The organism is Raineyella sp. (genome assembly GCF_034933565.1).
Lineage (GTDB): Bacteria > Actinomycetota > Actinomycetes > Propionibacteriales > Propionibacteriaceae > Raineyella.
Genome location: NZ_JAYFNG010000053.1, coordinates 1 through 21170 on the forward strand (window position 1 = coordinate 1; position 21170 = coordinate 21170).

General features: G+C 70.6%; 19 protein-coding genes, 7 tRNA genes and 1 pseudogene. 5 read left to right on the forward strand and 22 right to left on the reverse strand.

Annotation, left to right across the window (positions count from 1 at the left end; genetic code table 11):
- Positions 1-150 precede the first annotated feature (150 nt).
- From VB059_RS13420 to VB059_RS13515, 20 genes and pseudogenes are all read right to left on the reverse strand, one after another.
- The gene (locus VB059_RS13420) at positions 151-1464 is read right to left on the reverse strand and encodes a YhjD/YihY/BrkB family envelope integrity protein (RefSeq protein WP_323422487.1); all 1314 of its coding nucleotides are present in this window, start codon (positions 1462-1464) and stop codon (positions 151-153) included.
- 50 nt (positions 1465-1514) lie between these two features.
- The gene (locus VB059_RS13425; RefSeq protein WP_323422488.1) at positions 1515-2096 is read right to left on the reverse strand and encodes a MerR family transcriptional regulator; all 582 of its coding nucleotides are present in this window, start codon (positions 2094-2096) and stop codon (positions 1515-1517) included.
- A gap of 190 nt (positions 2097-2286) precedes the next feature.
- The gene (locus VB059_RS13430) at positions 2287-2826 is read right to left on the reverse strand and encodes a bifunctional nuclease family protein (RefSeq protein ID WP_323422489.1); all 540 of its coding nucleotides are present in this window, start codon (positions 2824-2826) and stop codon (positions 2287-2289) included.
- Between the two features lie 64 nt (positions 2827-2890).
- Positions 2891-3640: a MerR family transcriptional regulator gene (locus VB059_RS13435; protein ID WP_323422490.1), complete on the reverse strand. Its 750-nt coding sequence runs from the start codon at positions 3638-3640 to the stop codon at positions 2891-2893.
- A complete protein-coding gene (locus tag VB059_RS13440; protein ID WP_323422491.1) occupies positions 3640-4125 on the reverse strand; it encodes an FHA domain-containing protein in 486 nt (161 codons plus the stop codon). Before VB059_RS13440 ends, VB059_RS13435 begins: the two co-directional genes overlap by 1 nt.
- A gap of 33 nt (positions 4126-4158) precedes the next feature.
- The gene (gcvH, locus tag VB059_RS13445; RefSeq protein WP_323422492.1) at positions 4159-4542 is read right to left on the reverse strand and encodes a glycine cleavage system protein GcvH; all 384 of its coding nucleotides are present in this window, start codon (positions 4540-4542) and stop codon (positions 4159-4161) included.
- Between the two features lie 151 nt (positions 4543-4693).
- Positions 4694-6157 carry a DUF881 domain-containing protein gene (locus tag VB059_RS13450; protein ID WP_323422493.1) on the reverse strand — a complete coding sequence of 488 codons (1464 nt, stop codon included), beginning with the start codon at positions 6155-6157 and terminating at the stop codon, positions 4694-4696.
- On the reverse strand, positions 6150-6482 hold the full coding sequence (locus VB059_RS13455) for a small basic family protein (RefSeq protein WP_323422494.1): 333 nt from the start codon (positions 6480-6482) through the stop codon (positions 6150-6152). Before VB059_RS13455 ends, VB059_RS13450 begins: the two co-directional genes overlap by 8 nt.
- Positions 6479-7300 carry a DUF881 domain-containing protein gene (locus VB059_RS13460; protein ID WP_323422495.1) on the reverse strand — a complete coding sequence of 274 codons (822 nt, stop codon included), beginning with the start codon at positions 7298-7300 and terminating at the stop codon, positions 6479-6481. Before VB059_RS13460 ends, VB059_RS13455 begins: the two co-directional genes overlap by 4 nt.
- A complete protein-coding gene (gene lnt / locus VB059_RS13465; protein WP_323422496.1) occupies positions 7297-8952 on the reverse strand; it encodes an apolipoprotein N-acyltransferase in 1656 nt (551 codons plus the stop codon). The genes VB059_RS13460 and lnt overlap by 4 nt, the downstream gene beginning before the upstream one ends.
- On the reverse strand, positions 8949-9560 hold the full coding sequence (gene pgsA / locus VB059_RS13470) for a phosphatidylinositol phosphate synthase (RefSeq protein ID WP_323422497.1): 612 nt from the start codon (positions 9558-9560) through the stop codon (positions 8949-8951). The genes lnt and pgsA overlap by 4 nt, the downstream gene beginning before the upstream one ends.
- A 146-nt stretch (positions 9561-9706) precedes the next feature.
- Positions 9707-10261 (reverse strand): annotated as a pseudogene (locus VB059_RS13475) (HIT family protein); the annotation flags it as partial.
- A gap of 20 nt (positions 10262-10281) precedes the next feature.
- Positions 10282-12282: a threonine--tRNA ligase gene (thrS, locus tag VB059_RS13480; protein WP_323422498.1), complete on the reverse strand. Its 2001-nt coding sequence runs from the start codon at positions 12280-12282 to the stop codon at positions 10282-10284.
- 388 nt (positions 12283-12670) lie between these two features.
- Positions 12671-12745: transfer RNA gene (locus tag VB059_RS13485), tRNA-Val, on the reverse strand.
- A gap of 1 nt (position 12746) precedes the next feature.
- A tRNA-Cys gene (locus tag VB059_RS13490) sits at positions 12747-12817 on the reverse strand.
- 61 nt (positions 12818-12878) lie between these two features.
- Positions 12879-12951, reverse strand: a tRNA-Gly gene (locus VB059_RS13495).
- 870 nt (positions 12952-13821) lie between these two features.
- Positions 13822-14238, reverse strand: a complete 417-nt coding sequence (locus tag VB059_RS13500) for a hypothetical protein (protein WP_323422499.1) — start codon at positions 14236-14238, stop codon at positions 13822-13824.
- 235 nt (positions 14239-14473) lie between these two features.
- A tRNA-Val gene (locus VB059_RS13505) sits at positions 14474-14548 on the reverse strand.
- 1 nt (position 14549) lies between these two features.
- A tRNA-Cys gene (locus tag VB059_RS13510) sits at positions 14550-14620 on the reverse strand.
- Between the two features lie 99 nt (positions 14621-14719).
- Positions 14720-14792 (reverse strand) — tRNA-Gly (locus tag VB059_RS13515).
- Between the two features lie 417 nt (positions 14793-15209).
- Here VB059_RS13515 and VB059_RS13520 point away from each other — a divergent pair.
- The 3 genes from VB059_RS13520 (at position 15210) to msrB (ending at position 17014) form a co-directional block, all read left to right on the forward strand.
- Positions 15210-15281 (forward strand) — tRNA-Val (locus tag VB059_RS13520).
- Positions 15282-15712: 431 nt separating this feature from the next.
- A complete protein-coding gene (locus VB059_RS13525; RefSeq protein WP_323422500.1) occupies positions 15713-16528 on the forward strand; it encodes a sirohydrochlorin chelatase in 816 nt (271 codons plus the stop codon).
- A 45-nt stretch (positions 16529-16573) separates the two neighbouring features.
- The gene (gene msrB, locus VB059_RS13530) at positions 16574-17014 is read left to right on the forward strand and encodes a peptide-methionine (R)-S-oxide reductase MsrB (protein WP_323422501.1); all 441 of its coding nucleotides are present in this window, start codon (positions 16574-16576) and stop codon (positions 17012-17014) included.
- A gap of 208 nt (positions 17015-17222) precedes the next feature.
- On the opposite strand, the gene hemQ is transcribed toward msrB, so the two are convergent.
- Both hemQ and hemE read right to left on the reverse strand, forming a co-directional pair.
- On the reverse strand, positions 17223-17915 hold the full coding sequence (gene hemQ, locus VB059_RS13535) for a hydrogen peroxide-dependent heme synthase (RefSeq protein WP_323422502.1): 693 nt from the start codon (positions 17913-17915) through the stop codon (positions 17223-17225).
- Positions 17916-17960: 45 nt separating this feature from the next.
- Positions 17961-19010 (reverse strand): uroporphyrinogen decarboxylase, encoded by a 1050-nt coding sequence (gene hemE / locus VB059_RS13540; RefSeq protein ID WP_323422503.1) that lies wholly within the window; start codon positions 19008-19010, stop codon positions 17961-17963.
- Between the two features lie 265 nt (positions 19011-19275).
- Here hemE and VB059_RS13545 point away from each other — a divergent pair, with 265 nt between their 5' ends.
- The gene (locus tag VB059_RS13545; protein ID WP_323422504.1) at positions 19276-19878 is read left to right on the forward strand and encodes a DUF3000 domain-containing protein; all 603 of its coding nucleotides are present in this window, start codon (positions 19276-19278) and stop codon (positions 19876-19878) included.
- Positions 19879-19881: 3 nt separating this feature from the next.
- Entirely contained in the window at positions 19882-21129 is a 1248-nt protein-coding gene (locus tag VB059_RS13550) for an HRDC domain-containing protein (RefSeq protein WP_323422505.1), read from the forward strand.
- The last annotated feature ends 41 nt before the right edge of the window (positions 21130-21170 follow it).

Below are 21170 nucleotides of genomic sequence, written 5' to 3' on the forward strand. Positions count from 1 at the left end.
GCCCCCCCCCCCACGTCCGTGTCCGGGGTCATATCCGTGTCCGGGGTCAGAGGTGCCCGGAGTCCGGGGCGTACGTGTCCGGGGCCCAGGGCACCGTACGCATCTCGCGGTGTCCCTCCCCGTGTCCCCGTGCGGGGGAGCATCCCGGCCTCAGCGTCGACGGGTCAGGGCCCGGCCCAAGGCCGCCAGCAGGGTCCCCAGCCCGACCCCGGTCAGAGTGCCGGTGATCCAGCCCGTACGCATCGCCATCCGGGCGTTGCGGACGGCCATCGGGCGAGTGACCTGCACGGTCCCCGGTGGCGGGGCCATCGCGGCCGCGGCCCGCGCCTCCCGCTCCCCGGTGATGGTGGCTCCGGCAGCAGAGCCGGTGAGGGTGGCCCCGGCAGCGGTGGCGGTCGACCCGACAGCATCGGCGGTGAGCCCCGGAGCGGTGGCGGCCCCCGGAGCAGCAGGTGACGTGACGGTGCCCGGGGACGTGGGCTGCGAGCCGGCCTGCAGGGCCGCCACCTGGGCGGTGGTGACCCCGGTGCCGGGCAGTGCGGCGAGGGGGGCGTCGATGTCCTGGAGGCGCAGCGGGTTGGCCCGCTGGACGGCGGTCGCCATCCAGGCGGCCACGTAGAGGATCAACCGCGCGAACAGGTTGAGGAACAGCATCAGGACGATGACGGGGCCGAAGAGCGCCGCCGCGGGATTACTGGTGAAGCTTGCGACCAGAAAGCTCGTCAGGTACTCCAGCAGGCCCAGGCCGATCGACCCGATGAGAGCAGCACGCCATTTCACCCGGAACGCGAAGGACTCCTCGGGGAACACCGTGAGGACGTAGAGGAAGAGCAACCAGCCCGCCGCGGTGGCGGCCAGGATGCCCACCAGCCGCAGCGCGGCGCCGACACCGGGAACGTCTTCGGCCCCGATCAGCACCAGCAGCGCGTCGGTCAGCGTGGTCGAGGCGTTCGCCAGGGCGATCGTGGTCGGGATCAGCACCAGCAGGCCGAGCATCAGCGCGACGTTGACCAACGTCTCCACCACCACGTTGCGATTCGTCTCGGCCAGGTCGAACTGCGCGCGGGTCTGGGCCCGGATCGCACTCTTGAGGTTGCCCGCCCAGCCGGACGCCGAATAGATGCCGGAGAGCAGGCCGACGATGCCGATGGCGCCCCAGTTGATGAGGAAGCTGCGAATGATGCCGGAGATCATCGCCTGCAGATCCTGGCCCAGGCCGGACAGCTGCTCGGTGATCGCCGCCTCGACCAGGACGAGGAGGTCCGGACGGGCGACGGTCAGGATGAACCCGACGGTGGCGAAGGTGACCATCAGCAGGGGCACCAGCGCCAGGACCGAGAAGTAGGTGATCGCCCCGGCGAACTGAGCGCCCAGCCTGGTGCCGAACCGGTCCTGCATGCGCAGGACGTGGGCGATCCACGGCACCGTCTTCGCCCGGGCCACGTACTCCTGGAGCTTGCTCATCACGGCGTCCTGCGGACCGCGTCGTGACGGACCGGGATCCGGCGGCCGGGTCAGCTGGCCTGACGGCGCCGACGGCGGGCGGCAAGTTCGTCACCCTGGACGACGGCCGGGGACTCCTCCGCATTGCGCTCGGCCGGCAGCTCGGACAGCGAGCCCTCGACGTCGCGCCAGACCGAGCCGATGGCGATGCCGAACATCCCCTGGCCGCCCTTGAGCAGGTCGATCACCTCGTCGTCGCGGGTGCACTCGTACACCGAAACGCCGTCGCTGATCAGCGTCACCTCGGTGAGGTCCTCGACGCCACGGTCGCGCAGATAGTCGACGGCCTTGCGGATCTGCTGCAGGGAGACCCCCGCGCTGAGCAGCCGCTTGATCACCTTCAGCATCAGGATGTCGCGGAAGCTGTACAGCCGGGCGGACCCGGAGCCGTTCGCGTCCCGGACGCCGGGGGTGACGAGCCCGATCCGGGCCCAGTAGTCGAGCTGGCGGTAGGTGATGCCGGCCGCCTTGGCCGCGATCGGGCCGCGGAAGCCGACGTCCTCGGGGACCGGCGCGAAGTCACCGTCGAAGAGCGTGGCCTGGGCCACCGGGGACTCGACCGCGGGGTTCGTGGTGCCCGTCGTGCTGCTCATCATCTCCGCCTTCCGACGACCTGCTCGCCTGCCTTGCTGGACGTTGCTCGCCACGTCATCGATTCCGCTGACGCTGCTTGCCAACGACGTCGACACTAGCCAGGGAGCCCCGTACGACAGGGCCGCCGTGCGGCGACACGCCCAGGGACCACCTCAAGCTCAGGGACGGGTTGAGGGTTCAGGGCAGACTCTACGCCGGCCCGTCGTCTCCGGCATCCCCCGGAGAGTCGTCGTCTCCGTCGTGCCCGTCGTCCTCCCCCTCGCCGCCCTCGTCGACGAAGTCATCGGCACTGACGTGGTCGAGGAATTCGCGGAACTTCTCGACCTCCTCCTCGGCCTCTTCCTCCTCCTCGAAGCCGGCGGCCTCGAGCACGTCCTCGGCGCAGTAGACCGGGGCCTGGCAGCGCAGCGCAAGCGCGATGGCGTCGGACGGGCGAGCGCTGATCTCGACGCCGTCGATCATCAGGACCGCGTAGAACGTCCCGCCCTCGAGCTCGGTGATGTGGACCTCCTTGAGGGTGTGGCCCAGTCCGGTGAGGGTGTCGATCATCAGGTCGTGGGTCAGCGGGCGCGGCGGCCGCAGGCCTTCGAGCGCCTCGGCGATGGCGTTCGCCTCGTTCCAGCCGATCCAGATCGGCACCATCCGGTGGCCCCCGACCTCCCGCAACAACACGATGGGTTCGTTGTTCGGCATCTGGGCCCGAACGCCGACCACGTCCATCTCGCGCATGGCCCCACACTACCCGCGGCGGCGTGGCGCGCCAGCCCTCTGGGTCACCCCGTCACGACCGCGGTCAGCCGAGCTCGCGCTGCACGCCGGAACGCACCATCGCCAGATGGGTGACATTGATCAGCCGGGTGAGCTCCTCGATGGTCTGGCGGGAACTCCCCCGTCGGCTGTGGGCGGCGGTCGCCTGGTTGATCAGGCCGACCTCCTTGTCGGCTGCGATCTTGATCTGGCGCAGGTGGCGCGGGTCGATGCCGAAGCTGGCGAGCTGCTTGGCCGCGATCGCCACGGCGAAGGCGTCCTGGTCGTAGTAGTGGGTGCCGCGCCGCGGGGTGATCACCAGCAGGCGTTCCAGCTCGGCCAGCACCGGTTCGGCCAGCCCCGACTTCTCGATCAGCTCGGCCCGGCTCAGCCGCACCGGGCGGCGCTTGCGCGGCTCCTGTCCGGTGCGCGGCGGGTCATCGACGTGGCGGTCACCGGGTGCGGGCCGGCGGGATGGCGCCGCCTCGGGCTCCGGCGGCGGATCGGGGACGGCCGGGCTGGGGGTGTCGATCCGGGGCGGAGTGAGTCCCCGGTCGATCTGGTCCAGGTGCTCGCGGATCACCTTCAGCGGCAGATAGTGCGTCCGCTGCATGTTGAGGATGTAATGAAGGCGCTTGACATCCCCCGCCGAGTACTTGCGGTACCCGGAGGGAGCTCTCTCGGGGCTCAGCAGTCCTTCGGTCTCCAGATACCGGATCTTGGAGATCGACAGATCGGGGAACTCCGGCGTGAGCTCCTTGACCACCCACCCGATCGAGTGTCGGGCCTCAGTCATCAGCGGGAGCCGCGTCCGCCGGTGAAGTAGATCATCCGGAACTTGCCGATCTGCACCTCATCCCCATCCTTGAGGACGACGTCTCCATCGACCAGGGTCCGGTTGACGTACGTCCCGTTGAGGCTGCCGACATCGCGCAGCACGACGCCCTCGGGCCGCCGCAGGAACGTCACGTGATGGCGGGAGACGGTGATGTCGTCGAGGAAGATGTCCGAACGCGGGTGGCGTCCGGCGGTGATCTCGTCCCGGTCCAACAGGAAGCGGGCGCCGGCGTTGGGGCCACGACGGACGACGAGCAGTGACGATCCGGACGGCAGCGCGGTGACCGCCGCCTTCTCGTCGGAGTTCAGCTCGTTGATGTCGTTGTCCTCGGGCACGGCGGGGATGACCTTGGTGGTCTCGGACACCGTGACCAACGGCTCGCCGCATTGCGAGCAGAACTTGCTGTCCTCGGTGTTCAGGTGGCCGCAGGAGGGGCACAACATGTCAGTCAATTCCTTGGTCTCGGGGGTGAGCTTTCAGGACTCGATCAGTTCTGCATAGGCATCGGCATCGAGGAGGTCGTCGACCCCGTCATCGTCGCCGAGTTCGACCTCGAACAGCCAACCGTCGCCGTACGGGTCGTCGTTCACCAGGTCTGTGTTCGCGTCGAGGTCGTCGTTGATCTGGGTCACCACGCCCGCGACCGGACTGAGGATGTCACCGGCACTCTTCACCGACTCGACCTCGCCGACCACATCACCGATCGCCACCTCGTCCCCCACCGAGGGCAGCTCGATCGACACGACCTCGCGCAACTGGTCGGCCGCGTACTCGGTGAATCCGACGCGTACGGAACGCCCGTTGCCCGACCTGACCCACAGGTGTTCCTCGCTGTATTTGAGGTACTCGGGGAGCTCCATCCGTCCTCCTGGGTCTGGGGGGTGACCATCGTCGCTGAACACTGAACCTTAGCCTAACGCCGAGGGATCCGGCACGCGCACCCGGTGCTGGGGCCGCGGAACACCTCGGCGACCCGCCCGGTCGGTTGCCGCCCGGTCAGTTGCCGCCCGGTCAGTTGCCGGCCGGGGTGCTGCCGCCGGTGCTCTCGACCGTACGGGCGAACCGCGGGGACTGCACCGTGTGCAGGGAGGTGATCGACAGCCGATCCGACCGGGCGATGCTCACCTGCCCACCCACCCGCGGATCGGTGATCTGGCTGACCAGCCCGCCGCGGAACCGGGCGGCCTCCTCCAGGGAGTGGGGATCGCCGATCACCTCCATGGTGATCGGGGTGGACACCGCCTGCCCGTCGACGACGATACCGGCGGGACCGCTGCCGACCCAGCTGCTCGCGACCACCCTGATCCGGCCGTTGATCTGGATCACCTCGCCGCCCGCATCCCGCATCTCCTCGAGAGCATCAAGGATCATCGCGGGCTTCACCTTCCCCTGCGGGTCGGTGATCGTGATGGTGATGCCCGGCCCCTGGGCGGGGAGGGTGCCGGCGAGGATACCCAGCGCGGTGAGCCGATCCTCGGCCTGGGAGCGGGCCAGGGCCTCGTTGTTCTGGCCGGACTCGAGCTCGTTGCGGGCGCTCTGGAGGGACTCCAGCTCGCTCTGCAGCCGCTGGGACTCCTGATTGAGCCCGTCGAGCATGCCGACCAGGTCGGACTGACGCAGCGAGCTGTAGCTGTCGACCTGGCCTCGGGTACGGATCTGCGTGACGGCCCCGAAGGCCACGACGGCGAGGACCAGAGCGACCACCACCTGGGTGCGTTCCGGGCGCAACCAGTCGCGCACCGTCGGCCGCGCCGGCGCCGCGTCGACCGGCGAGGGCTCCGGGTCCTCGGTCCCGGGCCCCGCCGACGAGGTCGGGTCGGGCTCGGCGGGCGTCGATCCGGTCCCGGCCGTTCGGTGCTCCCGCGACCAGATGGACGGAGCCTCGGCGGCCGTATCAGCAGCCGGTCCGTCGTCAGCGAATTCGCCGGTCACGGCCTCGGGGGCCACCGGCTCGGCAGCGTCGGATTCCTCCGGGGCCACCTCTGTCCCGATATCGCCCGTCCCGGACTCGACCTGCACCTCAGCGTCGACGTACACCTCAGGGTCAGAGTCCGCCTCTGCATCGGTGCTTGCCGAGGCCGACTCCACGGTGACGGGCGGGTCCGTCAGGTCCTCTTCGGGCCGGTCCTCGGCCATCACCTCGTGGTGCTCGGGCGGCGCCTGCACCGGCTGCGACCGCTCGGTCTCCGCGTCGACGGCGCCGGCCGGGTCGCTCGACTCCACGGCGTCATCCGGGTGGTCCGACCCCACGGCATCGTCCGGGTCACCGGGCACCGCGGACACCCGGGCGTCTCCGCGGGTCTCCTCGACGGACGCAGGCTCGGCCTCGCGCGGGCCGGGCGCCCCGACCTCACCGGGCCGGGTCTGATCCGGCTGGGGACGAGCCGGCCGGGGGTGATCCGGGCCGGTGGGGGCGGCCGTGGCGGGCGGTTCGTCGCCGGGGGTGGCCTCGGAGCGGGCGCGGTCGTCAGGCATGGAAGATCGCCCGTCGGATCGCGGCGACGTTGGTGAAGATGCGGATGCTCAGCACCACCACGACACCGGTCGACAACTGGGACCCGACGCCGATCTGGTCGCCCACCCAGACGATCAGGGCGGCGATCAACACGTTGGAGAAGAACGACACGACGAACACCCGGTCGCTGAACCGTCCCTCGAGCCAGGCCCGGAAGGCTCCGAACATGGCGTCCATCGCGGCGATGATCGCGATCGGGAGGTACGGCTGGAGGGCGGCCGGGACGTCGGGCTGGAAGATGATCCCGAGGACGATTCCGACGACGAGCCCGATGATGGGGATCACGGGGTGCCTCCCTTCGCGTGGCGGAGCGTGACCCTGGTGGCCGCGGGCAGCTGCAGGTTCTGCTGGCGGGTGACGGTCATCCGGATACCGATGTTCTTCTCCAGGTAGGTCCACCAGACGCCGCCGTCGGTACTGATGAACTTCTGCTGCAGGCTGTTCGGGTCACCGATGGCGCTGACCGTGTACGGCCTGGTGAGCGAACGATAGTCGACGGTGATGGCGTCACCGGCGCCGCGGATGGCGGTGAGCGCGGTGAGGCGGTGTCCGTTGACGGCGATGCCCTCGGCGCCCGCCTGCCACAGGCCGTTGACCAGCTGCTGCAGGTCGGTGTCGATCACCCGCGCGTCGGTGGCACCGGACGTGGCGTCGTCGACGACGATCTCGAGGCCCGGGCCGTGCACGGCGACGGCACCGGTCGGCACCGACAGTTGGTCGATCTGGCCGCCGATCCGGGCGTTGCCCGCATCGTTGGCCAGCCCCTGCTGCTGCAGTGCGTACACCTCCGAGCGGGTGGTCGCGATGTCCTTGCGGAGCTGGTCCTGGTCCTTCTGGGTGGCCTGGATGGCGGTGATCATCGCGGCCCGGTCCTTCTCGATCTGCGGCGCCGCGCGGGTGGTCATCACCGCGGACATCGCGAACAGCATCGCCGCCAGGACGAACACCGGCAGCTGCACCCAGCGATGTGCCCGGCCGCCCTGGGCCCAGGCCCGTTGGCGGGTGTAGTCGGGGTCGACGGCGCAGGCCTGGATCTCCCGCAGCAGGTCCATGCTGTCGGCGCGCACCGGCGCCGACCGCTGGTTCCCCCCCGCTCCGTTCACATCGACAGCCTAGGCGATGCCGAGACCGCCCCCGCTCCCCGACGACGCCGGATCGTGGCGCCGAGCGCCGCGGCCAGCAGGCCGAGGACGCCGATCCCGGCGCCGGTCAGTCGGATCGCGGTCCCGAAACGTACGGCCGGGGTGATCGTGGTGGTCAGCGGCACGTCGACGACCATCGCCTCCGGTGTGTACCAGGGGACCTGGGCCAGCACCCGGCCGTCCGGGCCGAACGCGGCGGTGTGCCCCACGGTGGACACCTGGACGAGGGCCCGGCCGGTCTCGACGGCCCGCAGCCGGGCGAAGGCGAGCTGCTGGTCGAGCTCGTCGGTCCGGCCGAAGTCGGCATTGTTGGTCGGCGACACGAGCCACTGCGCCCCGTCGCGCACCGCCTCCCGGCCCAGCGCGTCGTCGATGATGTCGTAGCAGATCGCCACCCCGACCTTGGCGGACCGCCCGTCCCGTGTGGTCAGTCCGAGGACCGCAGGACCGGTTCCCGGCACGATGTCGCGCTGGATCAGCCCGATCAGGCCCGGGACGATCCTGGTGTAGACCTCCCGGTCGGGCACGTACTCCCCGAACGGGACCGGATCGCGCTTGTCGTAGATCTGCCGGGTGCCCCCCGAGGTCGGCCAGACGTACTCGGACTGGTAGGTCCTGCCGTCCCGTTCGGTCGACGACCCGAGCAGCAGCGGGGCCCCCAGCCGGGTGCTGAGGGCGTCGAACTCGTCCGTCAGCACCGGCCACTTCGCCGGGTCCCACTCCGCCGATCCCTCCGGCCAGACCACCACGTCGGGAGCGGTGCCGGGGGCGATCAGGCCCGACGCCTTCAGGTGCGCGGCGAGGACATCGCCCGGCTGGCCGCCCATGAAGTATCCGGCCCTGTCGTCGCCGCCCTGGACCCCGACCACCCGGATCGTCCCCACTGTCGGCGTCGGGAACGCGGGGACCGCCACCAGACCGAGGGCGATGGCGAGCCAGCCGGTGATCGGCAGCAGCCGCGACGACGGTCGGACGCCGCGGCACACGGCCCGCCGGGCCACCGGCACGATCCAGGCGGCCAGCAGCGCGAGGACGAAGCCGGTCCCGGCCAGTCCGAGCCAGGCGACGACGTCCAGCAGCGGGCTCCAGGCGAGTGACTGGGCCGGCCGCCCCCAGGCGAAGCCGCCGTAGGGCCAGGAGCTGGAGAGCGCGTCGCGAGCCGTCCACAGCCCCGCGGTGACGAGCGGGGTGAGCAGCCAACGCCCGACCGGCCCGGGCCAGGCCGTCCTCCCCCACCGGTGCAGCCAGTGGACGGCGACGTAACCGAGCGTCCACCAGGCGGCCATCACGGTGCCGAGTGCGACCCAGGGCAGCCAGCCCAGGAAGAGTGTCGCCCAGTGGACGAGCGGGAGGTAGAAGGCCAGGCCGCTGAGGAATCCGACCGGCACCGCCGTCCGGGGGCGGACCGCCACCGAGGCGGAGGCGAACACCAGGGCGAGTCCGGGCACCAGCAGTGGCCACCAGCCGGGCTGCGGGAACGCCAGCCGCATCATCAGTGCTCCGGCGACGGCCATCGCGGCCACCACCCACCACGGCGTACGGTGCCCGGTGGCCGGGCCGACCGACGTCGTGGCAGCGGCCGGAGCCTGGCCGGTGATCACGGTCGTCCTCACCGGTCCTGGAGCACTTCCGCCTGGGTCCGGACGGTGCACAGGCGCTGTGCAACCGTCACCGTGCCGGCGACGGCGAGCAGCACCACCGCCGCTTCGGCGGCCAGCGGCACTCCGAGTCCGGAGAGCAGCAGGCCGAGCAGGACGACGACCAACCGGTCGGCCCGTGCGGCGATGCCCACGTCGGCGTGGAAGCCTTCCGCCTCCGCCCGTGCCTTCACGTACGAGGTGACCTGCCCCATCGCCAGTGCCCAACCGGCCAGGCCGACCATCCAGGGTGAGTCGCCGATCCGGACGAAGTGGATCATCGCCGCGGTCATCACCGCTGCGTCGCTGACCCGGTCCAGGGTGGCGTCGAGGAAGGCCCCGTAGCGGGACTCCTGGCCGCTGAGCCGGGCCATCTGGCCGTCGACCGAGTCGGACATCACCAGGACACCCATCGCCAGGGCCCCCTGCCACAGCCAGCCGAACGGGATGGTGCCGAACGCCACCAGCACCAGGCACAGCGTGCCGACCCAGGTGACGGTGTTCGGGTGGACCCCCCGGCCCAGCAGCAGCCGGGCCGGTGGCGTCATCACCCGGCGCCAGCCGTGGCGGAACCGTTCGAGCATCAGTCGGTCCGTTCTGCCGTGTCGGGAGCCACGTCGGGTCGGGACGCCGTGTCAGAAGGCACCTCAGGCCGGGACGGGTCGGGGTCCGCTTCCGGCTCGGCCGCGTCGGAGGCCGCCTCGCGCCGGGCCACGTCCGGCCGGGAGGCTCCGGGCCAGGCCTCGGCGAGCAGCCGCCGGGTCTCCCCCAGCAGCTGCGGGATCGCCTTGGTCCTCGCCACGATCGGGAAGAAATTGGTGTCCCCGCGCCAGCGCGGCACGACGTGCTGGTGCAGGTGCGCCGCGATGCCGGCCCCGGCCGCCTCGCCCTGGTTCATCCCGAGGTTGAATCCCTGCGGGTGGCTCACCGAACGGATCACCGTCATCGCCGTCCGGGTCAGCTCAGCGACCTCGACGACCTCGGCCGGGGTCAGGTCGGTGTAGTCGGCCACGTGCCGGTACGGGCAGACCAGCAGATGGCCGGCGTTGTACGGGTAGAGATTGAGCAACACGTACGCCACCGCGCCGCGGTGCACGATCAGCCCGTCCTCGTCACTGGTCCGCGGGGCCGTGCAGAACGGGCAGGTGTCCCCCGCCGCCGGCCGCGGATGCTTGTCCCCGCTGACGTACGCCTGCCGATGGGCGACCCACAGGCGGTCGAACACGTCGGGGTCGCCGGCCAGCGTCGAGGCCTCGACGGTGACCGGTCCCCCCTCCTGCCCCATACGGTCGGGCTGCACCGCGATCAGACCTGGACCTTCCGTGCGATCGCCTCGACGATCTCCTCGATCGCCTCGTCGATCGGCACCCCGTTCTTCTGCTCGCCGTCGCGGTAGCGGAACGAGACGGCGCCGGCCGCCCGGTCGTCGCCGCCGGCGATCAGCATGTAGGGCACCTTCTGCTTCTGGGCGTTGCGGATCTTCTTCTGCATCCGGTCGTCGGAGGAGTCCACCTCGACGCGTACGCCCCGGGCCCGCAGCTTCTCGGCGACCTCGTCGAGGTAGCCGGTGAACTCGCCGGCGACCGGGATTCCGACCACCTGCACCGGCGCCAGCCAGACCGGGAAGGCGCCGGCGTAGTGCTCCAGCAGCACGCCGAAGAACCGCTCGATCGACCCGAACAGTGCCCGGTGGATCATCACCGGCTGCTGGCGGGAGCCGTCGGCAGCGGTGTACTCGAGGTTGAACAGGCCCGGCTCGAAGAAGTCCAGCTGGATGGTCGACAGCTGCCAGGTGCGCCCGATCGCGTCCTTGGCCTGGACCGAGATCTTCGGGCCGTAGAACGCGGCGCCGCCCGGGTCGTCCACCAGCTCCAGCCCGGAGGCATGGGCGACCTCGGCGAGCGTACGGGTCGCCTCCTCCCAGGTCGCGTCGTCGCCGACGGACTTCTCCGGGTCACGGGTCGACAGCTCCAGGTAGAAGTCATCGAGGCCATAGTCCTTGAGCAGGTCCAGGACGAAGGTGAGCAGGCGGGTCAGCTCGTCCTTCATCTGCTCGCGGGTGCAGTAGATGTGCGCGTCGTCCTGGGTGAAGCCGCGGGCCCGGGTGAGGCCGTGCACGACACCGGACTTCTCGTAGCGGTACACCGAGCCGAACTCGAACAGCCGCAGCGGCAGCTCGCGGTAGGAGCGCCCGCGTGAGGAGAAGATCAGGTTGTGCATCGGGCAGTTCATCGGCTTGAGGTAGTAGTCGACGCCCGGCTTGACGACCGTGCCGTCCTCGTCGCGCTCCTCATCGACCCGCATCGGCGGGTACATGCCGTCGGCGTACCAGTCGAGGTGCTTCGAGGTCTCGAACAGATGGCCCTTGGTGATGTGCGGGGTGGAGACGAAGGAGTACCCGGCCTCGAGGTGACGCTGGCGGGAGTAGTTCTCCATCTGCATCTTGATCAGCGCACCCTTGGGGTGGAACACCGGCAGGCCGGAGCCGATCTCGTCGGGGAAGGAGAACAGGTCCAGCTCGCTGCCCAGCTTGCGATGGTCGCGCTTGGCGGCCTCCGCCATCCGGGTCTGGTAGTCCTTCAGCTCGTCCCTGGACGGCCAGGCGGTGCCGTACAGGCGCTGGAGCTGCTGGTTCTTCTGGTCACCGCGCCAGTAGGCGGCCGAGGACCGGGTCAGCGCGAAGGCCGGGATGTAGCCGGTGTGCGGCACATGCGGGCCGCGGCAGAGGTCCTCCCAGGCGCGTTCGCCGTTGCGCCGGACGTTCTCGTAGATGGTCAGGTCACCGGCGCCGACCTCCATCGACGACCCGTCCTCGGCGTTGGCCGAGCCCTTGTCGGTGATCAGCTCGAGCTTGAACGGCTCGTCGGCCAGCTCGACGCGGGCCTCCTCATCGGTGACGACCCGCCGCCGGAAACTCTGCTTCTCCTTGATGATCCGCTGCATCTGCTTCTCGAGCGCCTTCAGCGCCTCGGGGGTGAACGGCTCGTCGAGCATGAAGTCGTAGTAGAAACCGTCGGTGATCGGCGGGCCGATCCCGAGCTTCGCCTCCTCATGGAGGTTCTGTACGGCCTGGGCGGCGACGTGGGCACAGGAGTGGCGCAGGATGTTCAGCCCGTCGGGGCTGCCGATCAGGACCGGCTCGACCGTGGCGCCGTCGGGCAGCGGGAGATGGAGATCCTTGATCTCCCCGTTGACGCGGCAGGCGACGATCGTACGATCCTCGCCGAACAGGTCCAGCCCCGTGGTGCCGTCGGCGACCACCTCGCGCAAGGTGTCGGAACGGACCAGGGTGACGGTGATGGACACGGCGGTTTCCTCTCTCCCCGACCGGTTGTCGCACACATACCGGGCATGCGGTCGGACGGGCTCGTGTTCAGGGACGCCGGTGGCGTCTCCAGGGACGCCGGTGGCGTCGATCCACGAGCCTACCGTGCCGACGACCGGGGAGATCCTTCCGGACAGGCCCGGCCGGAAGGTGAAGGTTCCGAGCGCCCGCGGCCAGGTGCTCGCATGTCGGCGGGTGTCCGGCCGGTCTTTCGGGTGTAGCCGACCCCGGATGCGTCGAGGCCCCAGGAGATATCGGGCCCCGGATGCGCCGGGTCCCCAGCAGGCGTTGAGCCCCGGATGTGTTGGGGGCGGCAGAGGACATCGCGAGGGGCCGCGGGGCAGGAGAGAAAGCCGGCCGGAGAAGACCTGGTGGGCGGTACTGGGTTCGAACCAGCGACCTCTTCCGTGTCAGGGAAGCGCGCTACCGCTGCGCCAACCGCCCGAGGTGGAGACGGGATGCGAACACGCATGCACGGATGTGCAGTCCGTTGCCTCGCCTCTCGGCCACTCCACCGCGTGAAGAAACTCGCCCGGCGGAGGGCGTACAGGTCTGCCCAAGGGCGGAACCCGCTCCGAGCGGACGACGGGATTCGAACCCGCGACCCTCACCTTGGCAAGGTGATGCTCTACCAGCTGAGCCACGTCCGCAGACGATTTCAGGAGACCCTGCCGGGCATCCTGCACCATCTTCGACCCCGTCAATCGCTTGGCGAGGCGTTCAGGAACTTTAGCAGACGCCACCCCGGATGAGGCAAATCCGGGACGCCGGGCGCGGTCGTCACCCGCCGACCGAGGAGCCGACAGGCAGGCGTACCGAGATCTCTCGTGAGGTCGATTCCTGGCGGCGGTGGCGGGACGGTGGTTGCCGCTCACACCTCCGGGCGGCGATCCTCAAGCTCACCTGTAACTGGAGGGTGTCCTCTCGGATCGGGCCGGCTCTACCCTCAACGGGATCGAGCTCGCTCGCGGCGGTTCGCCGATCGGGCACACCCGGAGAGGGCCCCAGATGAACACGATTCCCGCACGGATGTTGGCCGCCGTCGTCGCCACCACGACGATCACCGTGCTGCCCTTCACCCCGATCGCCGATGCCGCCTCGGACAGGTCCGTCCAGTTCTACCTGACGGGCTACAGCTGGTGGGACAACACGCCGGCGGGCAGCAGCACGATCTCGGATCCGGTCATCCACCGCACGGCCGGCGGCGTCGGCACATATGCAGATCCGATCACGCTGGCCGTCGGGCACAGCATCACCGCAGCCGGGGACGTCCTCGACTACCCGGCCGGTACCCGGATGTACATCCCCAACCTGCGTCGGTACGTGATCGTCGAGGACACCTGCGGTGACGGGTCGACTCCCCAGAACGGCCCCTGCCACACCGGCTACCGGACGAGCAGCGGACGGGTCCCATGGATCGACGTCTATGTCGGCGGGGAGGGCACGTCGAGGAGGCTGTCCGACGCCTGCATGGATGCGATCACCGGCGTGACGCGGGTGATCCTCAACCCGGCGAAGGACTACCTCGTCGCGGCGGGGCCGATCTCGGACGGTCGCTGCGTCCAGTACGGGGTGACGCCCGTGCGCGTGCCTGCGGCCACTCCGACCACGACCATGACCACGGCGGACTCGCCGACGACGGCGCCGCCGACGTTGTCACCGCGGCCGGCAGCGGCCACCCCCACCCCGCTCGCGCCGGCCCCCAGCGCGCCCCCCACCAGCACACCTCCGACGCTCACCCCCACCGCCCCGACGCCCTCTCCCACGACGAAGCCGACTGCTTCGACGACCGCGGTGACCACAACCGCCCCCACAACGGTCCCGGCCGCCACCGCGCCAGCCACACCCTCCAGCACACCGGCTCCGGCCGTCGTCACCCCGGTGACGTCCGCCCCGGCCCCGGGCGCACCGACCGTCAGGGCAGTCCCGCAGCCCACGGACACCCGCCGTCGAGGCGCCGAGGTCGTCGCACCGCCGGGCCCCCTGGGACGGCTGGTTCGGTCGTACGAAGGGGTGGTGGCGCGGGTTCATGCACTGGATGGGCACCGACAACTGACTCGAGGGGACGAGCCGGCCCACCAGCACGAGGAAGTGGACCGGGAACCACGAGGAAGTGGACCGGGAACAAGAAAGTCGTCCGACCGGTGGGTACCGATCGGACAACTTTCTCTCTGGTGGGCGGTACTGGGTTCGAACCAGCGACCTCTTCCGTGTCAGGGAAGCGCGCTACCGCTGCGCCAACCGCCCGAGGTGGAGACGGGATTTGAACCCGTGTACACGGATTTGCAGTCCGTTGCCTCGCCTCTCGGCCACTCCACCGCGTGAAGGACTCCCACCCGGATGACACATCCCGGATGCACCCGGTCCGAAGGCAGGAGACCTGCTCCTGCCGAGCTTCCAAGGGCGAGACCCTCTCCGAGCGGACGACGGGATTCGAACCCGCGACCCTCACCTTGGCAAGGTGATGCTCTACCAGCTGAGCCACGTCCGCAGACGACGCCAGCCGTCCGTGACCGGACAGACCTTCGCCATCAGTGCCCCTCGGGACCCGAGGCGCGATCAGGAACTCTAGCAGGCTTCCCCCGAGGGGCCAAATCCGCGATGTCGCGGATCCCGCTCCTCGTCGAAGGCCAGTTGCTCCGGACGACGCCTCCCGTCTCCGTTCGGCGAGGAGATGTCTATCAGAGCACGTGACACGGGTGCAACTTCGGCCCACCCGGACCAGCCGAGCGACCACCCGGCCAGACAAAGAGGCCACCCGACGGGACGGTCCACCACAACAGGGCGGATCACCCTCGACAGGACGGTCCACCTCAACCACACGCGGACCGGATCCACCCCGCGAAAAGCCCGCCGCCACGCCGGTTTGGCGATTCCACACCGTCATGGCTATTGTTGGCTACCGCACGGGCGGTTGGCGCAGTGGTAGCGCACTTCGTTCACACCGAAGGGGTCGCTGGTTCGAATCCAGTACCGCCCACTGATGAAGCCGTTCCGACGGGAGATCCCGTCGGAACGGCTTCTGCATTCACCGCCGGACCTGACAGCATCACCAGATCCGGACGGTGTCGTCCGGACCGGACGACACCCTCGGACCGGAGGGACCACGGGTCCGGACGACATCACCGCGACCGGGCAGCCCACGGGACCGGACCGACCGGAACCGAACGGCAGCAGTCCCTCCCGGCCCCGCCGGCACACTTCCCGAGGTCCCCTCCTCAAGTCCCACACAGGACCACATTTTGAGAGACGGTCCCAACAGGTGAGACAAGAACTTGCGTTACCCATTTCACACGGGCGAAAGTTCTCTTATCCACCTTTTGAGACGCCGTCCCAGGACGGCCCTCCTGATCAATACTCCCCGGCCACAGGTCCGGCTCATCCGGCGGCCCGGGGGGAAAGGAACCGGCAATGACGGCCCCGGCCCTCGTCCTGCTCGCCCATGGCCACAGCGATCCCCAGATCGCGGAGATCACCCATGCGATGCGGAACGAGCTCATGGCCAGGTGCCCCGAACTCGTCGTACGGGCCGCCTATCTCGGCGGAGCCGGCCCCTCCCCGGTCCAGGTGGCCGGGAAGCTGGCCCGGCTGGGCACCGAGGAAATCGTCTTCGTCCCGCTCGAGGTCGGTTGCGCCTACCGTGCCAGTGCCACCGCCCGTGACGCGATCTCCCGGGTCGCCGCGGCCCATCCCGACCTGCGGGTCCAGCTGGCCCGACCGATCGGACCCGAGCCGGTGCTGCTGACCATGCTGGACCGCGCCCTGCGCCAGGCTCTCAGCGACCACCACGTCACCGAGCTGGACGGCCTGGTGCTGTCCACCGCCGGGACCGAGGACGTCCGCAGCCGCGCCCTGCTGGCGCGTCGGACCCGACAGTGGGGCATGCACCACAAGCTGGCCTGTGTCACGGCGTACGTGGACGAGACCGGCCCCTCGGTCGAGGAGGCGATCCAGACGCTCTGGAGCCAAGGGCGCCGGCACGTGGCCGTGGGCTCATGGTTCCTCAGCACCTCCGACCTGTGGGCGCACCAGGCCGAGTCCGCCCTGGCCGCCGGCGCGATCGCGGTCAGCCGACCGATGACCGCCGGACCGGCGGTGGCCGAACTGGCCATGCACCGGTACGTGGTGGGCGCGATGGACCTGATCGACTTCGGCAGCCTCGTACCGGCCGCCGAGGGCGACGAGGAGCCGGACGAGGCCCCCGAGCTGCGCGCCATCGGCGCCTGACCGCAGGCCCCCGGTGGCGCGGGGGCCCGGCCTACACTGACCCGCATGAAGCCCACCCCCCATCAGCACCCCCAGGAGCCGGCCCTGAAGCTGTCGGAGCAGGAGTGGCGCACTCGGCTCACCCCCGCCGAGTACCACGTGCTGCGCGAGGCCGGCACCGAGCGGCCCTTCAGCGGCGAGTACGAGACGACCACCACCCCCGGCGTCTATCGCTGCCGTGCCTGCGGCGCGGAGCTCTTCCGGAGCATCGAGAAGTTCGACGCGCACTGCGGCTGGCCCGCCTTCTGGTCACCACTGGCCGGCGACCGGATCGTCGAGTTGGTCGACGACAGCCTCGGCATGCGCCGCACCGAGGTGCGCTGCGCGAACTGTGGCTCGCACCTCGGCCATGTGTTCGAGGGCGAGGGGTTCGACACCCCCACCGACCTGCGTTACTGCATCAACTCGATCAGCCTCACCCTCGACCCGGGCGACACCCGCGGCTGACGCCCCCGGCGGGCGCCGGTCATCCACCCTCGGTGCGTACGGCGCCCGGACGCACCGATGCCCACAACGGCAACGCGTACGGGCACGCACGCCCGCCCGGACGACGGACGACAGCCCCGGCTCCAGGAGCCTCGACCGCGACGAACGACCCGCCCCTTGTCAGGGACGGGCCGTTCGTCGTGTCGGCAGATCAGGTCGTGCCGGTAGGTCAGTGCGCCGGGTTCCAGCGGGCGACGAGCTCCGGCAGCTCGTAGCGGCACCCGGTGTAGAACGGGACCTCCAGCCGGGTGTGCCGGCGGGCCTCAGCACCGCGCAGGTGACGCATCAGGTCGACGATGCGATGCAGCTCGTCGGCCTCGAAGGCCAGCATCCACTCGTAGTCGCCCAGGGCGAACGAGGCGACGGTGTTGGCCCGGACGTCCGGGTAGTCCCGGGCCATCATGCCGTGCTCGGCCAGCAGCTTGCGCCGCTCGTCGTCGGGCAGCAGGTACCACTCGTAGGACCGGACGAACGGATAGACGACCAGGTAGGGGTGGGGCTCCTCCTCGGCCATGAAGGCGGGGATGTGGCCCTTGTTGAACTCGGCCGGGCGGTGCAGCGCGACCTGCGACCAGACCGGCTCGAGCGTACGACCGAGCGCGGAGGCGCGCAGCGTGTTGTAGGCGGCCTGCACGGTCTCCACCTCGGGGGCGTGCCACCACACCATCACGTCCGCGTCGGCCCGGAAACCGGACACGTCGTACCAGCCACGGATCACCAGGTCGGTGTCGTCACCCTCGTACCCGGCCAGCGCGGCGAGCGCCTCGCGGGCCGCCGCCGTCCCGACGGTGGGATCCGTCCGCCGGAACACGGACCACATGGTGTAGCGGATGGTGTCATTGATCTCGCGCGCCTTCTTCACGGCGGTGCCTTTCTGCGATGGACGGGGTCAGTGGGCCGGTGCCGTTCAGCGGGCCGGTGCCGCGGCGCGGAGGGCAGGGCCCTCCTCGTGCACCAGGGCCACCAGCCGGGTCAGCACGTCGGGGTCGGTGTCGGCCGGCACGCCGTGGCCGAGGTTGAAGATGTGGCCGGGCGCTGCCGCCCCGGCCCGGATGACGTCGCGGGCACGGTCCGCGACGACCTCCCACGGTGCCCTGAGCAGCGCGGGGTCGAGGTTGCCCTGGACGGCCCGGCCGGGGCCGATCCGCCGGGTCGCCTCATCGAGCGGCACCCGCCAGTCGACGCCGACGACATCCGCGCCGGCCGCGCCCATCAGGCGCAGCAGCTCACCGGTGCCGACACCGAAATGGATCCGCGGCACGTCGGAGACGCGGGACAGGACGTGCGCCGAGTGCGGTTGGACCCGGGTGGCGTAGTCGAGCGGGGCGAGGCTGCCGGCCCACGAGTCGAACAACTGGACCGCCTGCGCGCCGGCATCGATCTGGACCCGCAGGAAGGTCGCGGAGATCCTCGCCAGCTTCGCACACAGCTCGTCCCACAGCATCGGCTCGGCGGCCATCAGGGCCTTCGTCCGGGCGTAGTCCTTGCTGGGCCCGCCCTCCACCAGGTAGGAGGCGAGGGTGTACGGCGCGCCGGCGAAGCCGATCAGCACCTTGTGCGGCGGCAGGGCCGCCCGGATCGCCCGGACCGACTCCGCGATGTCGGGGATCGCCTCCGGGTCCAGGTCCGGCAGGGCGTGGATCTGTTCGGCCGTACGGATCGGGTCGGCGATCACCGGGCCGACGCCGGCCCGGATCTCCAGGTCCACCCCGGCGGCCGCCAGCGGCACCATGATGTCGGAGAAGAAGATGGCCGCGTCCACGTCGTGACGCCGGACCGGCTGCAGGGTGATCTCGGTGACCAGGTCCGGCCGCCGGCAGGACTCCAGCATCGGGATCCCCTCGCGGATCGCCCGGTACTCCGGCAAGGAACGACCCGCCTGACGCATGAACCAGACGGGGAGGGTGTTCCCCTGTTCTCGGGCGGCGGCGGCCAACAGGCTGGGGGTGTCTGTCACCCGGCCATCCTCGCACGCCGGACCAGGTGGCCGGCCGACGTCCGCGACGTCGTTCCGTGCTGCGGTCATCCGTACCGCGGACACCAGTGCCGGGGGCTCCGCATCGCGGACGTCCCGGCCGTCGAGTCGGTGCCACCGACTCCGCGTCACCGACTCCGCATCACTGGCATCCCGACCGGTGCACGCGGTCCCGGCGGGCGCCACGGGCACGGGGCCCGGCGAGTCGTACGCAGACGGGAGGGACCGGGCAGCATACCCTACAGGGGTGGCAGCTCATCCCGACCCCACGGCAATGCCGACCCCGTTCCAGCGGGTGGTCGCCGACCTGAGGGCACACCTGTGGCGCCCGGGCCTGGTGATCGAGGAGATCCCCTCGCCGCAGCGGGTCGCCCCCTATGCGGTCGCCGTCTCGGCCGACCTCACCATCCGGGACCAGGAGCTCGGCAGTGGCCGCTTGGTGATCCTGCACGACCCCGACGGGATCGACGCCTGGCAGGGCACGTTCCGGGTCGTCGCGTACGCCAAGGGCGCGATGGACCCCGAGATGGTGACCGACACCATGCTGGCCGACGTCGGGTGGTCGTGGTTGCTCGAGGCACTGGGGTCCCACCAGGCCGCGTACGTCGCCCCCAGTGGCAACGTGGCGTGCACCTGGAGCCGGTCCTTCGGCGGCCTCCAGGAGCAGCCGTCGCAGGCCGAGATGGAGATCCGGGCCTCCTGGACCCCCCGGCTCGACCTGGACGGCGGTGGGATCGAGGCGCACCTGGATGCGTTCGCCGAGTTGCTCTGCGCCACCTGCGGCATCCCGCCGCTGCCCGACGGCGTCGTGATGATGACCCCGCTGCGCCAGCGCAGCCAGGAGCGCTGAGCCGTGGACGGGCTGGTCACCGGGACGGACACCGAGCTGCCCACTCTGCTCACCCCCCGCGACGGGGTGCCGGCGGTCACCGACACCGACGCCGGGTACGAGGCGATGGTCGAGGCCCTCGCCGGCGGGGAGGGCCCGCTCGGCATCGACACCGAACGCGCCCACGGGTTCCGCTACTCCCCGAAGGCCTGGCTGATCCAGCTGCGCCGCCGGGGAGCCGGGACGTTCCTCCTCGACCCGGTCGCGCTGGCCCCCGACGACGAGCTGGCGGACCTCTCCGGCCTGCGCGACGCCGTGGGCGATGCCGAGTGGATCATCCACGCCGCCACCCAGGACCTGCCCTGCCTGGTCGAGGTCGGGCTGACCCCCACCCGGCTGTTCGACACCGAGCTGGCCGGCCGACTGCTCGGCTACCCCAGGGTGTCATTGGGGGCGATGGCCGAACAGTTCTGCGGGGTGCACCTGCTGAAGGAGCACTCCGCGGACGACTGGTCGACCCGGCCGCTGCCGGAGGACTGGCTGGTCTACGCCGCGCTCGACGTCGAGCTGCTGGACGAGCTCCGCGACGCGATGTCCGCCGAACTCGTCGCCGCGGGCAAGGACGAGTGGGCACGACAGGAGTTCACCCACCTCGTCGAGGACGCCGGGACGTCCCGGCCACCCCGCGAGGAACTCTGGCGTCGGGTCTCGGGCATCCACGACGTCCACGGACGCCGCCAGCTGGCGCTCGTGCGCGAGCTGTGGGAGGCGAGGGAGCGGATCGCCGCCCGTCGGGACAAGGCCCCCGGCCGGATCCTCAACGACCGGGTGATCGTCAGCGCCGCCACCCGGTCGGATCTGACCGCCGGCAGTCTCAGCGAGCTCTCCGGCTTCCGTAAGGGCGTCGCGAAGCGCTACCTCAACATCTGGTCCGACGCGGTGCGACGGGTCGAGGCGATGGACCCGCAGGAGTATCCCTCCGTCCGCCCGCCACGGCGGGGCAACGGCGCGCCGCGCACCTGGCAGGGGCACAATCCGGAGGCGTACGCTCGCTTCACCGCGGCCCGCGAGGCCCTCAGCCGGATTGCCGAGCAGCACACCGTGCCACCGGAGAACCTGCTCACCCCCGACACCTGGCACCGGCTGTGCTGGCAGCCGCCCCGCTCGCTGACGCCGGTCGCGGTCGACGAGCAACTCGCGGCCGCGGGGGCCCGGTTGTGGCAACGGGAGCTCACCCGGGAGGCGCTGGCCTCGGCACTGGCCGTCGCCTGAGATCGTCCGGGGCAGTCCCCGGGATCGTCGGGGTCAGTCCC